The sequence below is a fragment of the Neorhizobium descurainiae genome (assembly GCF_051400715.1).
Lineage (GTDB): Bacteria > Pseudomonadota > Alphaproteobacteria > Rhizobiales > Rhizobiaceae > Neorhizobium.
On sequence record NZ_JBLFFK010000026.1, the window covers coordinates 58,871 to 80,343 of the forward strand.

General features: G+C 61.9%; 18 protein-coding genes. 5 read left to right on the plus strand and 13 right to left on the minus strand.

Annotation, left to right across the window (positions count from 1 at the left end; genetic code table 11):
* Positions 1 to 86: 86 nt before the first annotated feature.
* From pgi to ACMGE0_RS29240, 3 genes are all read right to left on the minus strand, one after another.
* A complete protein-coding gene (gene pgi, locus ACMGE0_RS29230; protein WP_436819404.1) occupies positions 87 to 1,712 on the minus strand; it encodes a glucose-6-phosphate isomerase in 1,626 nt (541 codons plus the stop codon).
* Between the two features lie 85 nt (positions 1,713 to 1,797).
* Entirely contained in the window at positions 1,798 to 3,042 is a 1,245-nt protein-coding gene (locus ACMGE0_RS29235) for an alpha/beta hydrolase (protein ID WP_436819405.1), read from the minus strand.
* A 140-nt stretch (positions 3,043 to 3,182) separates the two neighbouring features.
* Positions 3,183 to 4,880 (minus strand): long-chain fatty acid--CoA ligase, encoded by a 1,698-nt coding sequence (locus ACMGE0_RS29240; protein ID WP_436819406.1) that lies wholly within the window; start codon positions 4,878 to 4,880, stop codon positions 3,183 to 3,185.
* Between the two features lie 242 nt (positions 4,881 to 5,122).
* Here ACMGE0_RS29240 and ACMGE0_RS29245 point away from each other — a divergent pair, with 242 nt between their 5' ends.
* A complete protein-coding gene (locus ACMGE0_RS29245) occupies positions 5,123 to 5,515 on the plus strand; it encodes a PRC-barrel domain-containing protein (protein ID WP_436819407.1) in 393 nt (130 codons plus the stop codon).
* A 112-nt stretch (positions 5,516 to 5,627) separates the two neighbouring features.
* Positions 5,628 to 6,734, plus strand: a complete 1,107-nt coding sequence (locus ACMGE0_RS29250) for a hypothetical protein (protein ID WP_436819408.1) — start codon at positions 5,628 to 5,630, stop codon at positions 6,732 to 6,734.
* A 254-nt stretch (positions 6,735 to 6,988) separates the two neighbouring features.
* Here the strand turns inward: ACMGE0_RS29250 and nadE are convergent, their stop codons facing one another.
* The 5 genes from nadE to ACMGE0_RS29275 form a co-directional block, all read right to left on the minus strand.
* Entirely contained in the window at positions 6,989 to 7,987 is a 999-nt protein-coding gene (gene nadE, locus ACMGE0_RS29255; protein WP_436819409.1) for an NAD(+) synthase, read from the minus strand.
* Complete coding sequence (locus ACMGE0_RS29260; protein WP_436819410.1) at positions 7,984 to 9,537, minus strand: class I adenylate-forming enzyme family protein; 1,554 nt, start codon at positions 9,535 to 9,537, stop codon at positions 7,984 to 7,986. The genes nadE and ACMGE0_RS29260 overlap by 4 nt, the downstream gene beginning before the upstream one ends.
* Before the next feature lie 10 nt (positions 9,538 to 9,547).
* Positions 9,548 to 9,802, minus strand: a complete 255-nt coding sequence (locus ACMGE0_RS29265) for an acyl carrier protein (protein ID WP_436819411.1) — start codon at positions 9,800 to 9,802, stop codon at positions 9,548 to 9,550.
* A gap of 122 nt (positions 9,803 to 9,924) precedes the next feature.
* Complete coding sequence (locus ACMGE0_RS29270; protein WP_436819412.1) at positions 9,925 to 10,770, minus strand: GNAT family N-acetyltransferase; 846 nt, start codon at positions 10,768 to 10,770, stop codon at positions 9,925 to 9,927.
* Between the two features lie 28 nt (positions 10,771 to 10,798).
* A complete protein-coding gene (locus tag ACMGE0_RS29275; RefSeq protein WP_436819413.1) occupies positions 10,799 to 11,752 on the minus strand; it encodes a D-2-hydroxyacid dehydrogenase in 954 nt (317 codons plus the stop codon).
* Between the two features lie 114 nt (positions 11,753 to 11,866).
* Between ACMGE0_RS29275 and ACMGE0_RS29280 the strand changes: the two genes are divergently transcribed.
* Positions 11,867 to 12,979, plus strand: coding sequence for an NAD(P)/FAD-dependent oxidoreductase (locus ACMGE0_RS29280; RefSeq protein ID WP_436819414.1), 1,113 nt, complete (start codon positions 11,867 to 11,869; stop codon positions 12,977 to 12,979).
* A gap of 188 nt (positions 12,980 to 13,167) precedes the next feature.
* Here ACMGE0_RS29280 and ACMGE0_RS29285 read toward each other — a convergent pair whose 3' ends face one another.
* Positions 13,168 to 14,094, minus strand: coding sequence for a dihydrodipicolinate synthase family protein (locus tag ACMGE0_RS29285; protein WP_436819415.1), 927 nt, complete (start codon positions 14,092 to 14,094; stop codon positions 13,168 to 13,170).
* Positions 14,091 to 14,798: a ribonuclease activity regulator RraA gene (locus tag ACMGE0_RS29290; RefSeq protein WP_436819416.1), complete on the minus strand. Its 708-nt coding sequence runs from the start codon at positions 14,796 to 14,798 to the stop codon at positions 14,091 to 14,093. Before ACMGE0_RS29290 ends, ACMGE0_RS29285 begins: the two co-directional genes overlap by 4 nt.
* Before the next feature lie 165 nt (positions 14,799 to 14,963).
* Here ACMGE0_RS29290 and ACMGE0_RS29295 point away from each other — a divergent pair, with 165 nt between their 5' ends.
* Positions 14,964 to 15,995, plus strand: a complete 1,032-nt coding sequence (locus tag ACMGE0_RS29295) for a uroporphyrinogen decarboxylase family protein (protein ID WP_436819417.1) — start codon at positions 14,964 to 14,966, stop codon at positions 15,993 to 15,995.
* Between the two features lie 363 nt (positions 15,996 to 16,358).
* Here ACMGE0_RS29295 and ACMGE0_RS29300 read toward each other — a convergent pair whose 3' ends face one another.
* The 3 genes from ACMGE0_RS29300 to ACMGE0_RS29310 all read right to left on the minus strand — a co-directional run bounded on the left by ACMGE0_RS29300 (position 16,359) and on the right by ACMGE0_RS29310 (position 19,870).
* The gene (locus ACMGE0_RS29300) at positions 16,359 to 16,841 is read right to left on the minus strand and encodes a hypothetical protein (protein ID WP_436819418.1); all 483 of its coding nucleotides are present in this window, start codon (positions 16,839 to 16,841) and stop codon (positions 16,359 to 16,361) included.
* A 760-nt stretch (positions 16,842 to 17,601) separates the two neighbouring features.
* Positions 17,602 to 18,621: a virulence RhuM family protein gene (locus ACMGE0_RS29305; protein ID WP_436819419.1), complete on the minus strand. Its 1,020-nt coding sequence runs from the start codon at positions 18,619 to 18,621 to the stop codon at positions 17,602 to 17,604.
* The gene (locus ACMGE0_RS29310; RefSeq protein WP_436819420.1) at positions 18,614 to 19,870 is read right to left on the minus strand and encodes a restriction endonuclease; all 1,257 of its coding nucleotides are present in this window, start codon (positions 19,868 to 19,870) and stop codon (positions 18,614 to 18,616) included. The genes ACMGE0_RS29305 and ACMGE0_RS29310 overlap by 8 nt, the downstream gene beginning before the upstream one ends.
* 145 nt (positions 19,871 to 20,015) lie before the next feature.
* Between ACMGE0_RS29310 and ACMGE0_RS29315 the strand changes: the two genes are divergently transcribed.
* On the plus strand, positions 20,016 to 21,446 hold the full coding sequence (locus ACMGE0_RS29315; RefSeq protein ID WP_436819421.1) for an N-6 DNA methylase: 1,431 nt from the start codon (positions 20,016 to 20,018) through the stop codon (positions 21,444 to 21,446).
* Positions 21,447 to 21,473 lie beyond the last annotated feature (27 nt).

Below are 21,473 nucleotides of genomic sequence, written 5' to 3' on the forward strand. Positions count from 1 at the left end.
CGCGGTCCATATCATAGGGCTTGCGCGGCACGCCCGAAAAGACCCGGCCCGCCGAACCGGCGAGCCCAAATCACATCAGCCAAATCCTACTTCTTCAACTCCGCGAGCGCCTCAACCAGCCCCTGCGTCGAGGAATCGTGACCGGCAGCGCTTTCCCTGCCTTCGATGACGGGCAGTAGGCCGGTCGCCAGTTCCTTGCCGAGTTCGACGCCCCACTGGTCGAAGGAGTTGATGCGGAAGAGCACACCTTCGACGAAGACGCGGTGCTCGTAGAGCGCGATCAGTCGGCCGAGCGCGAAAGGCGTCAGCTTGTCGTAGACGAAGGTGATCGACGGGCGGTTGCCGGCAAAGACGCGATGCGGGGCGATGAAATCCGCCTGTTTCTCGTCCATGCCCTTGGAGAGGAGCTGCTCTTTGGCTTCCTGGAACGTGCGGCCCTTCATCAGCGCTTCCGACTGCGCCAGGCAATTGGCGATCAAGAGCTCGTGCTGGTGGCGCAGATGCGGCTCGAAGCCGTTGGCGGCGATCATGAACTCGGCCGGGATGATGCTCGTGCCCTGATGGATAAGCTGGTAGAAGGCGTGCTGGCCGTTGGTGCCGGGCTCGCCCCAGACGACCGGGCCGGAATTGCCCTCGACCGGCTTGCCGTCGATCGTGACCCCCTTGCCGTTCGATTCCATGTCGAGCTGCTGCAGGTAGGCCGGAAAGCGCAGGAGCCGCTGGTCGTAGGGCAGGATGGCGCGCGAGGGATAGTTCAGCACGTTGCGGTGATAGAAGCCGATCAAGCCGAGCAGCATGGGCAGGTTCTGGCGCACTGGCGCGGTGCGGAAATGGTTGTCCATCGCATGCGCGCCGTCGAGGAACTTTCCGAAGTTTTCCGGGCCGACCGCGATCATCAGCGGCAGGCCGATCGCCGACCAGATCGAGTAGCGGCCGCCGACCCAATCCCAGAAACCGAAGACGCGGTCGCTCTCGATGCCGAAGGCGGCGACCTTGTCGAGCGCCGTTGAGACGGCGCAGAAATGATGCTTCACCGCGGCCTCTCCGAGCTTGCCGGCGATGAAGGCGCGGGCCGAAGCCGCATTGGTCATCGTCTCGATGGTCGTGAAAGTCTTCGATGCGATGATGAACAGGGTCGTCTCGGCATCGAGCAGTTTCAGCGTGTCGGCGATATGCGCGCCGTCGACATTGGAGACGAAATGCGCCCGCGGGCCGTCGTGGAAGGGTGCCAGCGCCAGGGTCGCCATAACAGGGCCGAGGTCCGAGCCGCCGATGCCGATATTGACGACGTCGGTGATCTTTCTGCCGGTGGCGCCTTTCAATGCGCCGGAGCGGATGCCGTCGGCGAACCTGCCCATGGCGGCGAGCACGGCGTTGACATCCGGCATCACGTCCTTGCCGTCGACCAGGACCGGGGTGTTGGCACGATTGCGGAGCGCGGTGTGCAGGACCGCACGGCCTTCGGTAAAATTGATCGCGACGCCCGAGAACATCTCCTCGCGCTTGGCGGCGACACCGCCGACCTCGGCAAGCCTTTGCAGCAGCAGCAGGATCTCTTCGTTTACCGACGTCTTGGAATAGTCCATCAGGAGATCGCCGAAGCTGGCGCTGAACCTTTCGAAGCGGTCGGGATCGGCCGCGAATGCGGCCCGGATATTCGTGGCGTTGGTCTTCGTGACGGCGGATTTCAGGTCTTGGATGATGGCCTGCATGGGGGCTTCCTCACGCTCGGAAAGGGGATGCACGGGAACCTATTCGCTTTCCCCGTCAAATCAAGCGTCGCGGGAGGCTTTTCACCTATTGCCCGACGGCCGTGGTGACCGTGTTGCCGACGGCATTGCCGAGGCGATGGACCTGGTCTTCATAGGTGCGCCGCGTCGTCGGGTCGAAGATAGCGATCGGCGTGCTGACGGCAACGCTTGCCGCGCCTCCGACGGTCTGCGCCGCGCCGAGCGCAACGGCGCCAAGCCGGTCGCCGAGACCGACGTCGGAATCAGTCACCGTCTGGCCTTCGATCAGCCGGTTGCCGATCAGCTTCACCACTTCCGGGCTTTCCGCGAACTTGCCGTGGTTCAGCCTGTCGCCGGTCTTGAGCGCGGTAAGGTCCAGCACAACGATGCCGGCCTTTTCGAATTCGCTGCGATAAGGTTCGACGGTCGGATCCACCTGGCCGAGCCGGTCGATATTGCCGGAGATGCGGCGCGACAGGCTGAGCGCCCGGTCGTCCCGCGAGACGAAGAGGGTGAAATGCGGGCGATGCTGGCCGAATTCCGCAAGCTGCTGGCCGAACACGTCGACATCGAGGTCGGGCGAGGCGAGGATGACGTTCTGGATCTTGGGCGCGACGCGGCCGTCGCGGATCGCCATTTGCCTGAGCGCCTCGACGGTGAGCCAGGAGCCCATGGAATGGGCCATGATGGTGACCTCGCCGACGCTCGGCTCCTTCGCGAGCCGGTGCAGCATCTCTTCCAGCGCATCACGGGAATAGTTCGTGCTTTCCTTGTCGTAATTATAGGCGAAGATGCTCCCGCGCGACGGCCAGGTGAAGAGCACCGGCGCCACGTCCGCCTTCGAGTCATGGACGATCTGCGCGAAGCGGTAGACCGCGTCCTCGTAACGGTTGTTGAATCCGTGCACGAAGACCAGCACGCGGCGCGTTTTCGGCAGATGCCCTCTGAGCCAGTTCCGGGCGTCATCGACCGCCAGCGGCGTCACGGAAACGGTCGCGAACTCCTTCGCCGGATTGGCGGGCAGCTTCGACGGCCACTGCACCTGGCCGATCTCGCGGGCGCTGTCCGGCGGAATGGAGACGGCGATCTCGGTGACCTGCGGTTCTCTGCCGCGTTCGCCCGAAAACAGCACGCCCGGCGCATCGGTGGGGCGCCGCGTGGTCGCGACGAGGACATCGACCTTTGCGGCCCCCGCAGCCTGAGCCTGGGTGGGAATGAGCACGCCTTCGGGCCGCCCGGCGCAGCCAGCGAGGACGGCCAGCGCCGTAGCAGCGGCGATCAGGCGGAACGAAAATCCGACGTGGCTCTCCAAGCGAACTCCAACATGCTCCTGTTCAAGCCCCTATGGGAAAGCGCTAATCAAGGATCGCCGGGCCGTCCACCGCTAACCGCGGAATTCCACCTACGTGACCAATTCTTGATTGCCGCCTGTCGCAGCGATGCAACGGTCGGTCAGCCCCGCAATTCGCGCCGCAGGATCTTGCCGACGTTCGATTTCGGCAGTTCGGTGCGGAATTCGATGAAGCGCGGCCGCTTGTAGTTGGTGAGATTGGCGCTGCAATGGGCTTTGAGGTCCGCTTCCGTCAGGTTCGGATCCTTCTTGACCACGAAAAGCTTCACCGCCTCGCCGGAATGTTCGTCCGGCACGCCGATCGCCGCGCATTCCAGTACGCCCGGATGGGTGGCGACCACTTCCTCGACCTCGTTCGGATAGACGTTGAAGCCGGAGACGAGGATCATGTCCTTCTTTCGGTCGACGATCTTCGTATAGCCCTCGCGGTCCATGTAACCCATGTCGCCGGTGCGGAAATAGCCGTCCGGCGTCATCACCTTGGCGGTCTCGTCGGGACGGTTCCAGTAGCCGGCCATCACCTGCGGGCCGCGGATGCAGATTTCGCCCACGTCGCCAAGCTCGACTTCACCGCCGTCGTCGTCGCGGATGGAAATCTCCGTCGACGATATGGGCAGGCCGATCATGCCGGTGAAGTCCTTCGTGTCGAGCCGGTTGGCGGTCGCGACGGGAGAGGTCTCCGAAAGACCGTAGCCTTCGGTGATCGGGCAGCCGGTCATCTTCAGCCAGCGTTCGGCGACCGGCCGCTGCACCGACATGCCGCCGCCGAAGACGAGGAGCAGCGAGGAGAAGTCGAGCTTCTGGAAATCCGCGTTGTTCATCAGCGCGTTGAACAGCGTGTTGAGGCCCGGGAAGACGTGAATCTTGTACTTCTGCAGCTCCTTGACGAAGGCGGGGATGTCGCGCGGATTGGCGATGAGGATATTGTGGCTGCCGGTGGCAACGCCCATCAGCGAATTCACCGTCAGGGCGAAGATGTGGTAGAGCGGCAGGGCGCAGAGGAACTGCAGCTGGTCCGGCCGCGGTTTCGAAAGAAAAGCCGTCTCAAGCCACATCGCCATCTGCTCCTTGTTGGCGAGCAGGTTGGAATGGGTCAGGATCGCCCCCTTGGAAATACCCGTCGTGCCGCCGGTATATTGCAGGAAGGCGATGTCCTCGGCTGAGACTTGGACGGGGCTCATGGCCGACCGCGCGCCTTCGGCGACGACCTGCTTGAAGCTCCTGGCTGACGGAAGCGACCATGCCGGCACGAGCTTCTTCACCCGCCGGACGACGAGATTGACGATATGGCCCTTGAGGCCCAGCATGTCGCCCATGGTCGCCACGATCACATGCTTGACCTCGGTATTGGGCAAAGCCTGCTCCACGGTCCGGGCGAAGTTTTCCAGGACGAAGATCGCCTTGGCGCCGGAATCCTTGAGCTGGTACTCCAGTTCGCGCGGCGTATAGAGCGGATTGACGTTGACCACCACCAGGCCGACGCGGAGGATGCCGTAGACGATCACCGGGTTCTGCAGGATGTTCGGCAGCATGACGGCGATGCGATCGCCCTTCGCGAACCCCTGCGCCTGCAGCCAGGCGGCGATCTTGCGGCTTTCCGCTTCGAGCTGCCGGAAGGTCAGCGACTTGCCCATGCTCGAAAAGGCGGGGCGATCGGCATATCGCGCGCAACTGTCTTCGAAGAGTTCGCCGAGAGAATGATGCTGCAGCGGCGGGATTTCCGCCGGGACTGTCGGCGGGTAGGAGGCGAGCCAGATTTTTCCCGGATTGGCGTCGGTACGTGCGGTGACTTCGTTCATGCTGGACCTCCTCTATCGTTTTTCTTGTCGTCCCGCGCTTGCCGGCGCGTGGGCTGCAAAATCCTCCATTTTGCCGCCCGAAACAGATTATGCCATGGCGCCCACGCTTCAACCATAGGCGCATGTCAAACAGCTATATAACTTTGACGTAAACGTCAATGATCGCACGCGCCGGGGAACATCCCGCCGGGCGGGGCGTTTTACCCATGTGACAATGGATGAGGAAACAAAGGAGGTGCGTTATGTTGCATGAGGAACCGCGAGCCGGCCAGGACCCCTATGTCAAGGATACTCCCGCGCTGATTGCAAGCGACAAGGTCGAAGGCACCCGCGTCTATGGCGCTGACGGCAAGCATATCGGGTCGATCGAACGCGTGCTTCTGGAAAAGCGCGGTGGCCGCGTCGCTTATGCGGTGCTGAGCTTCGGCGGCTTCCTGGGGATTGGCGACGACTACTACCCGCTGCCCTGGGAAAAGCTGCGCTATGACGAAGAGCTCGACGGCTATCGCATCGACCTGACCAAGGACCAGATCACCGGCGCGCCGCGTTACCGCGATCTCGACGACGAGACCTGGTACAACGACAAAGGCCGGACAATCTACGACTATTACGGCGTCCCGCCCTATTGGATGTAACAGCCCGATCGATACCGTACAGGCCGGTTTAGGGCTCCGCGATTTGCGGGGCCCTTTTTCGTTTATTTAATCCTCCTCGTGCAAGGTCGTGCCTCCAGTGAGGTGATGGGGCATGACGGCAAAGACGGAGGCGGGCACGGTCCGCGATTTCGAGCGTGGGGATGTCGAGCCCGTCGCACGGCTTTTCCAGGAGACGTTTCGCAATTCCAAAACGCAATCTCCCTCGCTGAGCGCCTATCTCGAAGAGGCTTTCTTCAATAATCCCTGGGCGGAGCCTGATATCCGGTCCAAGGTTTTTGCGGCGGCGGATGGCCGCATATCGGGTTTCGTCGGCGTCTTTCCCGCACGCCTGGAATTCGACGGCCGGCCCTTGCGCGCGGCTTTCGCGGGCTCGCTGATGGTCGAGAACCCCAGGGAAAATCCGCTGGCGGGTGCCCGTCTCGTGCGCGCCTTCCTGTCGGGTCCGCAGGACATTTCCCTGACGGAGACCGCAAACCAGACGGCGCTCGGCATGTGGCAGAAGGCGGGCCATCCGCTCGATCCGGGCTACAGCCTGAACTGGCTGAAGGTTCTGCGGCCGGCCTCCACCGGCGTGCAGCTGCTGGAACGGCACGTCGGCATCGCGCGGCTGCTTCGCCCGTTCGGACGAATGGCCGACCGCGCGACCGCGCTTGTCGGAAAGGCGTCCTTCCATCCGGCCCAAGGCGGCAAACTTGCTTTTCGCGACGTGACGCCGGCCGAATTCGGCAAGGCGCTGCTGGTGTTGAAGGACGTCTATCCGCTGAAACCGCGCTGGGAGGCGGACAATATCGGCTGGTTCCTCGATCAGGCCGAGCAGAAGCGGAAATTCGGCTATCCGGAATGGCGGGTCGGCTACGGCGCCGGCGACCGTCCGCTCGCCGCCTATGTCTATTTCACCGAACCAGGAGCCATCGGCTGGGTGCTGCAGGCGGTTTCTGCGCCGGCTGCGGCCGGCGAGCTCGTCGACGACCTTTTCGCCCATGCCCATGGGCTCGGTTGCGCCGGCCTTCGTGGCGCGGCCCACCCCTGGCTTACTCCGGCGCTGATGACCCGCCGCGCTTTCTTCTACAGCCGGTCCTTCTATGTCGCGGCGGCACGCGACAAGAGCCTGCTCGAACCGGTCAGGGCAGGCCAGGCGCTGATCAGCGGACTGGCGGGCGAAGGCTGGATGCGGCTGATCGGCGACCGGTTCGACTGAGGTAAGCGTGTTGATCCCTCATCAACGAAATCTGAGACTTAGCCGAGGCTAACTCAGACTGCTGACAAGGTGAGAGCTTCTCTTCCGTCATGCTCTGGCCTGTTCCGGGCACCTGCAAGCCATTGATGTTTATAGATCCTCGACACAAGGCCGAGGATGACGCCGAGTAAGACCGGGGGTTCACCAACAAGCTGACTTAGCCGAAGGCTAAGTTTCGGACATTGCAAGTGAGGGGATTAATCCTACCCCACGGATCACCCCAGCATCGTCAGCGGTGCTGCATGCAGATATTCCGCCACCTTGCGCTTGGAGGCGATGTTGCGCCAGACGGCTTCGACTTGGTCCGGCGTCAGGCCGGCGGCCTCGCCGACTTCTTCCCGTGAAATGCCGTTGTCAAGGCCGTAGAGGCAGAGATCCATGCGGTCATAGGGCAGCGAGAAATAATATTCGTCCTGCCCCTGCGGCAGCGACCATGTATCGGTCGTCGGGGGGCGGCGGCGGATCTCGGCCGGCACCCCGAGCGCTTCTGCGAGCTGGTAGACCTGGCTCTTGTAGAGATGCGCGATCGGCTTGAAATCGGCTGCCCCGTCACCGTTCTTCACGAAGAAGCCCTGGTCGTATTCCAGCCGGTTCGGCGTTCCCGCGACGGCGAAGTTCAGCCGGTCCGCATGGTAATATTCGATCTGCTTGCGGGTGCGCTGCTTCATGTTGGCGGCGGCGATCATGCCGAGATAGACGTCGAGCGGCATGCGGTGGCGGCTCTGTTCGCCTTCCGGATTGGCGACGACCAGCCAGGAGATGTTGTAGCCGCGGCCGGCAAGCGCGTCTTCCAGCACCACCTTGCAGCCCCAGCTTTCGCCGAATTCCGGCACGACCTGGCGGATGAAGCCGTCGCGGCGGGCATAGCAGCCGGCGGCGGCAAGCGCCGGGCCGATATCTTCCAGCACCGTCCCGATGCCAACGGCTTCCGCGAGCGCTCTGCCGAGGCGCAGGCTTTCCGGATCGGAATCATGCTCCGGCATGAAGATGCCGGTCACCTTGGCCGGTCCGAGCGCGCGGGCGCAGAGCGCCGCCGTCACGCTGGAATCGATGCCGCCGGAAAGTCCGAGCACCACCCCGCGCTTGCGCAGGTCCTTAAGCACCGCTTCCCGGATCCAGCCGCAGATGCGCTCGATCTCCGCCTCCGCATCGAGCTTCAACGTATCGGGCGAGAATTTCCCGGCCGGCTCTGCGCGCTTCAAGCTCTGGGTCATGCCACATTCTCCCGTATGATTTCGTTGGTTTCGCCGGCGCCGAGCCGGATCTTGCCGGTCGTCGTGCGCGGCAGCGCGTCGCGGAACTCGACGCTTTTCGGCACCATGTAGTCTTCGAGCTGGCCCGCGCAGTGGCGGATGATCTCGCGCTCGGTGAGCATTGTGCCTTCCTCAAGCACCACATAGGCGCGGATCGCCTGGCCGAAGACTGGATCGTCGATGCCGCCGACCGCGGCTTCCCGGATGCCGGGCAGCGCGTAAAGCGCGCGCTCGACTTCCTGCGGGCTCACCTTCTCGCCACGCGTCTTGATGATGTCGTCGCGCCGGCTAACGAAATAGAGGAAACCGTCCGCATCGGCGCGGAAGAGGTCACCGGTATGCAGTCGCCGCCCGTCGGCCGCCGGCGAAAGCGCGCGCACGGAAGCCAGGCCGTCATCCCAATAGCCGGACATGACATGCGGTCCTTCGACGACGAGTTCGCCGATCGTACCGGGCGGTATCGGCCGGCCGTCCTCGTCGACGACGAAGGCCCTGCTGCTGGGAATGGCTTTGCCGACCGAAAGCGGCCGGCGGGAGATTTCCTCCGGCGGCAGATAGGTGGCGCGCAGGCATTCGGTCTGGCCGTACATCAGGAAAAGCTGCGTCCGGGGAAGAAGCTGCTGCAGTCTTTCGGTAAAGGCGGGCGGCATGGCGGCCGCAGCGCTGGTGATATAACGCAGATGGGGCAGGAAACCCGGCGCCAGATCCCTCATGCCGGTAATCAGCGCGGCCATCGGCGGCACCAGCGGGAAGCCGGTCGCCTTGACCTCGCCGAGCCGCTCCAGGATCTTGCGCGGGAAGGCAAAGCTCTTTTCCAGCACCAGCGTACCGCCCACCGTCACCATGGTGACGACCTGGGTGATGCCGTAACCGAAGGAGAGCGGCAACACGTTCAGCACGATGTCGTCGGCCGTATTGCCGAGATAGGAGACGATCGCGTCGCAGGCGGCTGCGACATTGGCATGCGTGAGCATCACGCCCTTCGGCCGTCCCGTCGAGCCCGACGTGTGGATCAGCAGGGCCAGCGCTTCGCTGTTCGCGAACTCGCGGAGTGGGCCTTTGGAGCCCTGCGCCACCAGCTCCTCGAACCGCAGCGCGTCGCCGATTTCTTCGCTGTCCCGCGATTGGGCTATGACGACGGCCGGGCGGATTTTCGTCATGGCGATGGCTGCATCCACCATTGGACGCTGCCGCGCTTGGGTGACGATCGCCGAAGCCTGCGTGCTGTCGAGAATGATCGAGAGTTTCTCGGCCTTGATCGCCGGATAGAGCGGGCAGGGAACGGCGCCCGCTTTCCAGGCGCCGAAGAAGCTCAGCACGGCCTCATGGCCGTTGTCCAGCACCGTGAGAACCCGGTCGCCGGGCCTGATGCCGGCGCGCACGAGGCCTGCCGCCAGCCGGTCGGATTGCGCATCGAGGTCCGCATAGGTCAGCCGGACCCCGCTCGCGATGAGCGCGGTCTTTTCCCCGAACCGTCGGGCGCTGTCGCGGAGCCTGGCCTCTATGCGCATGAGCGCATCCTCAGGCCGCGGCCAGTTTGGCCGAGAGATAGTGCGTGACGTTGTCGATGCTGTCGAGATTTTCCGGAACGATCTCGCTGTCGGCAACGGTGATGCCGTAGGTCTGTTCCAGGAAGGCGATCAGCTCCAGCACGCCGGTCGAGTCCATCACGCCGGTTTCGAGCAGCGACTGGCTGTTCGCTACGTCGGCGTCCGCCCGGAACAGGAAATTCTCAGCAATGAACTCGCGTACCGTATTTTCGAATGCTTCCGCCATCGGCCGGCCCCTTTCCATTAGGTCTGTCGCGCGGTTGATTGAACGCACATCTTCCGCATGACCCCTAAATGTTTCGCTAAAGCCGGAAATACTATTCTAGCTATGTATCGTTTATGGGCGGATTATCTGAGGTCGAGCACCATTTCGGACTGGGTGAGCGCGCTCTTGCGCCAGCCGATACGCCGCATGAACCGGTCGAGCACGCCTTCGGGCACGTTCTCGATAATGTAGAGCTTGCGGCCCGTATAGCGGGCGGCGAGCCCGTCCGCCAGCGATCGGCCGAGGCCCTGCCGGCGGTGCGCCGGATCGACCGCAAAACCATAGAGCCGCACGTCCCGGCCGCTGTCGTCGATCAGCGTGGCGGCCTTTCCATCCAGTGCAAAGCCCCTGAGCGGCAAGCCCGCATGCCGGAACGAGACCGGGTCCGTCTGCCATGTCGGATTGGCATCCGAGAACTTCGCGAGCATCTCCACCGCCATTCCGAGATCGCCTTCCACGGCAGGAGCCGCATCCGGCGCGGCGAGCCTGCGGCTGCGGCCGAAGCCGACAAGCTTGCGGGTGATGGCAAAACCGAGCGAGAGATAGAGATCGCGCGCCCGGACGTTCGTGTCGATCACTTCGAGGACGAGCTGTTTCTCGCCGCGTTGCCGTGCCGCTTCGATTGCCTCGCGCATCACGCTGCGGCCGAGGCCCTTGGCGCGGATCGTCGGGCCGATGCCGAGAGCGCTGATGCGCGATCGTTCGCCCCGCCGGGCGACGAGCAGGATGCCCGCCGGACGCTCGCCGTCGAAGAAGACCTCGCTGATGTCGGGATCGATGTCCTCGCGCTGGATGCGCAGCGCCAATGCCTGCGGCGTGACGTTCACCGGCACCACATAGCCGGAGAAGCCCTCGGTAAAGGCGGCGGCACCTTCTTCCGGCGGGCAGGCGGAAAGCGGTCGGCGGGTGACAGCGGTATTCAAATCCATCGACGGCACTCCCTAAAGCGTGGTTCCGTCAAAGCACGTTGGTCGGCGTGCCTTTCTCGAAATTCTCCACATGGCTGATCACCTGCGCCCAGAGCGTCTGCATCGCCTCGTCGCTCGCCCATGCGACATGCGGCGTGACGATGACGTTCGGCCGTTCGAGCACGGTCAGCAGCGGATTGTCCGGTGCCGGCGGTTCCTTTGTCAGCACGTCGAACCCGGCGCCGGCGATCAGGCCCTCGTCGAGTGCCGTCAAGAGGTCGGCCTCGTTCACCAGCCCGCCGCGCGCCGTGTTGATGATCAGCGGGCGGCGCTTCATCCTGCGGAACTCGGGCAAGCCGATGAGGTCGCGGGTCGCCGGCGTCAGCGGCATGTGGAAGGTGATGATGTCGGCAGTCTCCAGCACCTCGTCGAAGGCCGTGTAGCCGGGTTCGATCTTCTCCGCATCCTTGCGGGCCGCGAAGATGACGTTCATGCCGAAGGCTTCGGCGATCTTCGCCACCGACTTGCCGAGCGTGCCGCGCCCGAAAATGCCAAGCGTCGAGCCGGCGAGATCCCTGATCGGATGGTTGAAGAAGCAGAACTGGTTGGCGCGCTGCCATTCGCCGGCGATGACGTCCTGGCGGAAACCCACGATCGAGCGGCGCAGCGCGAAGATCAGCGCGAACGTGTGTTCCGGCACGGTGTTGACCGCATACCCGCGCACGTTGGAAACGGTAATGCCGCGCTCTTTGGCGAAGGCGAGGTCGATCACGTCGTAGCCGGTGGCGGCGACCGCGATCATCTTCAGCTTCGGCGCGCCGGCGATCGATGCTTCGCGCACCGGCGCCTTGTTGGTGACGACGATGTCGGCATCCGCAATGCGGGCAGCGACCTCTTCCGGCGCCGTCTTGCCGTATTCCACCCATTCATGCGCGAAAGCGGGCCTTGTGATCGTCACCGAAGGACCGATCGTATCGCGGTCGAGAAATACCACCTTCAGCATCGATAAAAGCCTTGCATCAGTTAAACTCCTCCTCCGATCGGAGCGCTGGCCGCGCCGTTTTTCTCGTATATCATCCGGACCGGCAATCGGAAGGCAAAAGTGCGGAGGGGGGACATGAGCGAAGTGCTGGAGCTCGATTGCGTCGTCGTCGGCGGCGGCGTGGTCGGGCTTGCGGTGGCCCGCGAACTGGCGATCGCCGGCCGCGAGGTCGTGCTCCTCGAAGCCGAGCCGATGACCGGCAGCATCACCTCTTCCCGCAACAGCGAGGTCATCCATGCGGGGCTCTACTATCCGGCCGGCAGCTTGAAGGCCGAGCTTTGCGTCGCCGGCAAGCACAGACTCTACGACTATTGCGAGGAGCGCCACATCCCGCACCGGCGATGCGGCAAGCTGGTCGTCGCCTCGAACGAGGCGGAGGTCGCCTATCTCGAAAAGCTGCTGAAGCAGGCGGAGGCGAACGGCGTCGATGACTGCCGGGTAATCGATCAGACGGAGCTTGCCCGGCTGGAGCCTCAGATCCGAGGCTTTGCGGCCCTCGTGTCACCCTCGACCGGCATCATCGACAGCCATCGCCTGATGGAAGCCTATATCGCCGATATCGAGGCGCATGGCGGCGCCGTCGTCCTCAATTCTCCCGTTCTCGGCGGCGAGCTTCTGCCTGATGCGGTCCGGCTTTCGGTCGGCGGCCGCGATCCGGTGGAGATCGAGGCGGGGCTGGTGGTGAATGCGGCCGGCCTCGACGCCTGGGCGATCTCCGGGAGCATAACCGGCCTGGACCGGAAGACCATGCCGGAACGGCATTATGCCAAGGGCTGCTATTTCTCTCTGACGGGCCGTGCTCCCGCCGGTCGGTTGATCTATCCCGTGCCGGAGCCGGGCGGGCTCGGCGTCCACCTGACGCTCGATCTTGCCGGTCAGGCCCGTTTCGGTCCCGATGTCGAATGGGTGGAGACGATCGACTACGACGTCGATCCGCACCGCGCCGACAAATTCTATGCTGCGATCCGCCGCTACTGGCCGGACCTTGCCGCCGGCGCGCTGCAGCCTGCCTATTCCGGCATGCGCCCCAAGGTCGTCGGCCCGGACGGGGGAGGGGGCGGCGACTTCGTCATCCAGGGGCCGGAAGCCACCGGTCACCCGGCCTATGCCGCGCTTTACGGCATCGAGAGCCCCGGGCTGACGGCTTCGATGGCGATTGCGGGGAGGGTGAGTCGATTGGTCAAATAGCTTCCGGCGGAGTAAGCGGCCCCCTCACCCGGCCTCCGCTCCGCTCGGCCATCAACCGGGGACGGGTCGACGGCCCCGTCCCGTCCTCCGGACCCCCGAGGGGAGAGGATGATTGGAGACGTCGCGGCACTTCCCCTTCTCCCCAGCGGGGGAGAAGGTGCCGGCAGGCTTGCCGCTATTAGACAATCTCAAAACGCAGCCCGCTTATCCTTCTTCGCCATGCGGCTGAGCAGATAGTCCACTTCTGCCTTGGCCGCCGGGGTGAGCATCTGCGCCGGCTTGCGCTGGACGTCGGTCGCGATCACCCCGCGGCGCTTCAGCACGTGCTTGCGCACGGCAAGGCCGACGCCCACCTGCTGTTCGTAGCGGATCAGCGGCAGGTGCGCGTCGAAGAGGTCGTGCGCCTCGTCGCGCCTGCCTTCGGCGAAGAGCTGCACCAGCTCCGTCAGCATGTCCGGGAAGCCGTAGCCGGTCATTGCGCCGTCGGCGCCGCGCTCCGGCTCGAAATCGAGGAACAGGCCGCCATTGCCGCAGAGGATCGAGAAGGGGCGCAGGTCGCCCGCCTTCTGCATGGCCCTGAGCTTCGAGATTTTTTCGAGCCCCGGCCAATCCTCGTGCTTCAGCATCAGGCAGGAGGGATGATTGGTCATGATCCTGGCGATCACCCCAGGCGACATGACGACCGTCAGCGTCAGCGGATAGTCCTGCAGCACCCAGGGCACGTCCTCGCCGACTGCCTCCACGGCTCCGGCGAAATAGTTGACGATCTGGTCGTCCGTGCGAAGCGAAGGCGGCGGCGCGATCATCACGCCGGCGGCGCCCATCTCCATCGAATCCCGCGCCAGCGACCGCATGCCCGAAAAACCCGGCGCGGAGACGCCGACGATGACCGGCACCCTGGCGCGCGAGACCACCCGCTTGACGATCGCCCGGCTTTCCTCGGGCTCCAGCTTCGGCGCCTCGCCCATGATGCCGAGAATGGTGATGCCGGTGCAGCCGGTCTCCTCGTAAAAATCCGTCAGCCGGTCGATCGACGTGAAGTCGATCGAGCCGTCTTCGAGGAACGGCGTGGTGGCGATGGCGTAGACGCCCTTGGAATCGGTCCCGAACGTCATTTCTGCGCATCCTTCCAGGCCTGGTAGCGGGCCTTCGTTTCGGCATTCATCGGATAGAGGCCCGGAAGCGGCACGCCGCGGTCGACCTCCGTCATGATCCAGGCCTCCATGCGCTCCTGTTCGGGCGCCTCGGCCAGCACGGCGTCGAGCAGCTTCGCCGGGATAAGCACTGCGCCGTCCTCGTCCACCACCACGATATCGTCCGGAAAGACGGCGACGCCGCCGCAGGCGATGGGTTCCTGCCAGCCGACGAAGGTAAGTCCCGCGACCGAAGGCGGGGCGGCGATGCCGTTGCACCAGATCTTCATGCCGCTGGAAAGCACGCCTTCCGCATCGCGCATCACGCCGTCGGTGACGAGAGCCGCCACGTTGCGCTTCGCCATGCGGGCGCAAAGAATGTCGCCGAAAATGCCGGCATCGGTGATGCCCATCGCACCGGCGACCGCGACGCAGCCTTCCGGCATCGCCTCGATGGCGGCGCGGGTGGAGATCGGCGAGGCCCAGCTTTCAGGCGTTGCGAGGTCTTCGCGGGCCGGCACGAAGCGCAGCGTGAAGGCCTTGCCGACCACCCGGCCCTGGCCGGGTTTCAACGGCCTGGTGCCGCGCATCCAGACGTTCCGGAGCCCCTTCTTCAAAAGCACCGTGGTCAAGGTGGCGGTGGAAACGCTCTTCAGCGTCTCGATGATGTCAGGGGCCAGCGACATGAATTCTCCTTGGGAAATGCCTTGAGCCGCCGAAGGCCGGCGGCGGGCGCGATATTCCTTCGCATGCTCCCGTTCGTCAAGGAAACTGATGCCGAGGTTTTGTTGACAGGATACGGCTTCGTTGCTGTATAACGTCTTTCAACATTGGCAGATGGGAGGATGGCAATGCTTTTTCCAACGACACTCGTCGGCAGTTACCCGCAACCCGAATGGCTGATCGACCGCGCCAAGCTCGCCGGCCGGTTTCCGCCGCGCGTCCGTGCCCGTGAGCTCTGGCGCATCCCGCAGGAATATTTGGCCGAAGCGCAGAACGACGCCACGATCATGGCGATCAAGGCGCAGGAGGAAGCCGGCCTCGACATCATCACCGATGGCGAGATCCGCCGCGAGAGCTATTCCAACCGGTTCGCGACGGCGCTTGAAGGCGTCGATCTCGACAATCCCGGCACGGCGCTCGATCGCTCCGGCCATCCCAATCCCGTGCCGCGCATCGTGGGAAAGATCCGCCGCAAGCATGCGGTGGAAGCGGACGACGTGAAGTTCCTGAGAAGCCATACGGACCGCAAGATCAAGATCACCGTGCCCGGCCCCTTCACCATGTCGCAGCAGGCGCAGAACGACTATTACAAGACCGAGGAGGAGGCGGCTTACGATTACGCGGATGCGGTCAATGCCGAGATCAAGGACCTCTTCGCCGCCGGCGCCGACGTGGTGCAGATCGACGAGCCCTATATGCAGGCCCGGCCGCAGAAGGCGGAACAATACGGCCTTGCGGCGCTCAACCGCGCGCTGGATGGGGTGAAGGGCACCACCGCCGTGCATATCTGCTTCGGCTATGCGGCGATCATCCACGAGCGTCCGTCCGGCTATTCCTTCCTGACCCAGCTTTCCGGCTGCTCCTGCCATCAGGTGTCACTCGAAACCGCGCAATCCAATCTCGATTGCTCGACGCTGACCGGCCTTTCCGGCAAGACGCTGATGCTCGGCGTCATCGATCTTTCGGACATGAACGTCGAAACGCCGGAAGTCGTCGCCAACCGCATCCGCCGCGCCCTGCCCTATGTGGAGGCGGAGAACATCATCGTCGCGCCGGATTGCGGCATGAAATACCTGCCGCGTGAGGTCGCTTTCGGCAAGATGAAGGCCATGGTCGAGGGTGCGAAGATCATGCGCCGCGAATTCGGCGAAGCGGCCTGACCAGCAGAATATCTGTCGAAGTGCGAGCACCGCTTTCGCACTTCGGTCTGGTGCGTCGTTCCGAGAGGACGACGGGAGCCGGCTTTTATCTGTGATCATGGCACGGATGGCCGGCGCAGAGGCCCGGCGCACGCCTCGTGGGTGATCCGCCGCACCGAGCCTCCGGCCGCGACCGACGGCGGGAGGACACCGCCCGGTGCGACGGCCCAGACGTTTTTCGAATCCGGCTCTTGGTTCCACTGCCGTTAAGGATCAAAGTTAGCGGATCGTTACTTTCCACAGCGCCTGTGCCAGGCCGGCACGGATTTTCCCCGGAAGCGCCTCAAGTGGGCGGCGAAGCGTCCAAACGGGATTTCCCAATCGTTAAAAGCGGAACCTCAAGCCGACGGTCAGGTACTGGGCGCCGCCGTCCGAATCGCTCACGAGGCCGTAGCCGCCCGAGCGGTGGTGAAACCGGACGACGAGTTCCTTTGATCTGTCCTGCGGCAGGGCGAAGGTGATTTCCGGTGCAAGGTAGTGGAGCAGGCGGTCGCCGCGGTCGTTGCCTGCGCGCTCCTTCTCGATTTGCGATATGCCGCTTGCATAGTTCAGGCCGATCGACACAGCCACCGTGGTATAGACGTAATCATTCCATGGGAAATAATTGTAGCGAAAGAAGACCGCTCCCCACGCCTCGTATTCGTCCATGTCCCCGAACCGCTTGCCGAAGCCGATCTCGGGCTCGATCGTGATCCTCTCGTGCCAGAGGCTCGCCACGGTCCGGGAGGCGGCGAGGCCGAGAAAGGTGCTGTCGCCATATTCCCATCCAAAGGGCCATAGGTCTCCTCCAAGGAAAATGTCCGACATCGAGGTTTCGACATACTTCCCGCCAAAAACCATGAATGAACATTTTCCGTCGCAGGGCCCTGTTACGCCGTACCATCGCGCATCGAACCAGTCGCCGGCTTTGGCAGGCAGAGGCATGAGCCCGGCCCCGAACAGGAGCAAAAATAATTGAACGACCCGAGAGTTCAACTTCATAGAGAGGTCTCCCGATCCTCTCGTTGATTGGTTGAATCTGAATATTCTAATATTTTAAGTCAACAAAAAACCTGTACCTACGAGGTAGGCAGGTAGGATTTGGATAGGTGTTGAAGAAAAATGGTGCCGCTTACGTGACTCGAACACGTGACCCCCATCATTACGAATTGTTTTTCGTAATCATTTCAGATGGTTAGATAGGGTTGCACGGCGTTGGATCCTACTAGCCAAGCTTTTGGATCGACTCCGCTTTCGTTAGTAGGACGATAGCACATCGTCTCACCCGGTTGCACCCCCTACTACCCTGTAACGCTACTAACCCACTACAGTCCCGACTTTGCCCTACTAACCAGCAACTTGAGCTGGCCCGCCGGACCTCCCCCCATCAACGGGTTCTGAGGATTGGGCGGGGGAGTGGAGTCGGCCGTCTCGATGATGTCGGGGAACTGGCGATTCTGGGAATGAAAACCCGTCCGCAGCGTTGGTTTCCGCCCTTTAATTAGCGATCGGCACTAATAAACAAAATCGCGATTTCGTTAATTAACGCGCCCTACCTGCTAATCCCGCACGGAATATAGATGCACGATCAACCCTTGCCCTGTCCACCTTTCTTCATGTCCTCGGCGATACGTTTCAATTCATCTAGCTCGTCGGTCTTCGCATCTGCCAAGCGCTCGGCTTCTTTGCGAGCCTCGTCAAAACTTTCGTATTGGGCCTCGGCAACCGCCGCAGCCTTCTTGTGTGATACAGAGCCGGCGTTCTTCAAGACATTCAGCTCGTTGGAGCGCAAGAAGTTGTCGAGGACACCTTCCCAATCCGCCAACTGCATGGTCTGGCGACGCCTGGCGCGCAAATCGGCCGTGTCCAGAAACATCGTGACGATGAGGTTGAGTTCCGAAATCTCGGGCTGTGCCAAATAATTCTTTGCGGTCACGACATCGCCCTTGCGCACCCGCGACCCCTTCCATGAGGTTAGCCCCATGTTCGGTGCGGTAGCGTCGGCGCGGGCGACGATAAGCTCGGCAGCGGTATGGCCGGTGACAGCGTGCAGCATCTTGTTCTGGATGGTCGCATAGAACGTGTTCACGGATTTTGAGCTGGGATCGTAGTCCTCGCTGAGCGCCAGAATATCCCGCACCTTTTGATAGAAGCGCGCTTCCGACGCCCGGATGTCACGGATGCGCTCAAGCAGCTCGTCGAAATAATCATAACCCGGCTGCTTTAGCCGGGCATCGTCCATCACGAAGCCTTTGACCAGGTATTCGGTCAGTGTCGTTGTGGCCCATCTGCGGAACTGGACTCCGCGCGCCGACCGAACGCGGTATCCTACGGCAAGGATCATATCGAGATTGTAGTGCTTCAATGCACGGGAAACCGTGCGATTCCCCTCGGTTCGAACCTGTAAGAGTTCCTTACAAGTTGCCTCTTCGCTTAGCTCCTGCTCCTCGTAGATGCTTCCAATTTGCTGGGTCATCGCCTGCGGGGACGTCTGGAACAACTCTGCCATTTGGGCTTGCGTCATCCATGCTGTTCCATCGATCGCGCGTAACTCGATCCGGCTGCGGCCGTCTTCCGTGGTGTAGAGAATAAGATTGTCGTCAGACATCGGCACCTTCCTCCGCGAGATCGTCGTCGGTGACCGGCGCAGCGTCTTCAACTTCTTCTCGGGTAAATTTCTCGGCAAAGAACGCTTCGTCTATCTCGTAGATTTCCACGGGGCGACGTTTCACGCCCACCTGATGTTTGATGCAAAGGTCCAATAGACGTTTTCCATCGATCAACGTGATCGGAGCCGCGCCGACAAACAGCGCACCTTCTTGTGCACCTTTCGCAAAGCTGCCGAGACTGATGATTGTGCCTCGGATGGCTTTGAAATACGGGAGCGCACCCCGAAGCTCATCGACCTTTGGTCGGGTAATGGTGCTTTCCGTCCGCTTAACCTGAACGACTTCGGTGATTTCCGTGATGCCGAACTGTACGCGGGCAACAACATCAACACCCTTGTCGCCACTGACCTTTGTCACGCGAACGTCTTCATAGTCCATCGCGTCGAGGAGTTCTTTGATAAAATGCTCAAACTGCACCGGTTCAAGCTGCATTAGGCGTTCACGGAACGCCGCCAACTGCTCCTCGTTGTGGGCATGAGCAGCTTCGGCGACGGTTGTGCGCCTTGAAGAAGGCGTTGCAACAGCGGCTCGCTTGGCCCCTCCGCTGAAACCCTTCAGCCATTGCAGCCCAGCATCGGTGATGGCGTAGAAATTCCCCTCGCGCGTGATCAGCCCACGTTCGGCGACGCTGACCAACCGTCTCCGCAACGTGTCAGCAAAGGTCTTTGGCGTCGAGAACAGCGAAACCGCTTTTAGATAATCCGACCATGCCGGCAGGATATCACCACGTTTGCAAGGCGAACGTTCGGCAACCAACGAAAGGAGCTTCGGAATCCCTTCTATGGCATCCAGTTCTCGAAGGAGCGCTTCGTCATTATCGAGGAAGCGTCGGCCGCGCTCGCCTATCCGGTAGATGACTGCATCCTTATCCAAGAGGCGCAGGCGGTTGATGAAAAGATAACAGCCATTGAGATAACGCGGATTCAGTGTCTTGCCACTACCATCCCATATTTTTCGAGCGAGCGTTTCAGACTCCCCGGAGAGGCGTTCCCCAATCCAAGTGTCCGGGTCCGACCAATCGACTGGATTTTGCGGCGTTCCCATTTGATTGGCGATGTTGCTGATCAAGTCGCGAACACGTTGGACGGGCTCGCCGCCGAGTAGGCGAATTGTGTGGCCCACATCGGAATATAGGGGATAAAGCGGCGCTTGAACAATTGGTGACGGCTTGGCGTGGTTCTCAGTCATTAACAGTATTTGCCTCATCTTACGGTGTCGGACCGTCGCAACTTACCCGAGAAATTACCTTTCGCACCTTTCCCACTCGTCTTCAATGTGATGAATTGGAAGGGGGCGCGGACCACGCGCAAGTGTGATTCGTAGGTAATTAGATATGCAAAATATTGCTGCAACGGTTTTAGAATATGTTTCTGAAACGCGGCATTTGGACTCGCAGCCTACCTCGACTGAGAATACTTTCTATCCCGCTATCAAGGTATTGCTTTCAGCAATCTTGAAAGAAGATAGACTTCCATTTGAAGTTCGGGTGAATACGTCGGAGGCTCGGGCCAAAGCACGAGACATGCCCGATTTCGTGCTCGGCGACGACAAAATGTTCATCGGGGTTTTCGGCGAGGTAAAGCGATCGACCGTTGGCCTGGAAGACCTTTCCGCCTCAATCGAACAGAAGGACCAGATCGGCCGTTATCTCGCTCAAACGGGAGTCGTGATTGTCTGTAACGTCAGAGGCTTTGGCCTGCTTGCTTGTGAGGCCGGATATGAGCGGCCAAAGACCGGCACCGTTCCGCCGGAAAAGCGGGCGCTTATAAAGACCGTTGATTTATGGTCCGCCGTCAGCGTCGTGGGTTCGCGAACGAAAATCGACGAGGCAGCAATTGCCGATCTCATCGAAATCGTCGATCGGGCTGTAACTGATTACGCCCCGCTCGCCGAACCCGCCGATTTGGCCAAGGTTTTGGCACGACAAGCGCGCGATGCAAAAGAAGGGCTTCCTGCTGACCTGAAGCCTGTAAAGCCGTTGCTGGATGACTATCGGCAGGCGCTTGGCCTTTCGTTCAACGTCGATGATGAACGAGGCGATCGCTTCTTTAGATCGTCGCTCGTTCAAACTGCCTTCTATTCTCTTTTCGCGGCTTGGGTGCTGTGGGACAAGTCCGCCGGACCGGCAGAGCATTTCGACATTGAAGACGCCCATAAGTACCTTCCAATTCCATTCCTAGATGCGCTACTTCACGACATCCGGCATCCGAAGCGGCTCAAAGCTCTTGGTCTCGAAGAGCATCTTGCCCGAGCAATTGCGACATTGAACCGTGTCGATCGGCCGCTATTCCGCGCCCGCATGACCTTCCCTACGATTGATGAGCAAACCTCAGCGGCGGCGATTACCTACTTTTATGAGCCCTTTCTTGAAGCCTTTGACCCCAAGCTTCGCGATGAATTGGGGGTTTGGTATACACCACCCGAAATCGTGCGCTATCAAGTGCGGCGCGTTCATCACGTCTTGAAAACAGAGCTTGGCCGTCCGCGCGGTTTGGCCGATCCCGACGTGGTTGTGCTGGATCCTTGCTGCGGCACCGGGGCATACTTGCTAGAAGTAGCGCGTTGCATTGCCGAAGAGGCCAAAGCCGATGGCGACGAAGCTGCCATCGGATTGGAGCTCTCAAGAGCCTTCCAAGAGCGAGTGATCGGATTCGAAATCCTCACAGCTCCATTTGCCGTCGCTCAACTGCAACTCTATCTACTTCTCGAAAGCCTAGGTCGGATCGACATTCATCGCATCCATATCATTGCTGCGATGAGGTGAACGATACCTGTGAAATGGACGCTTCTG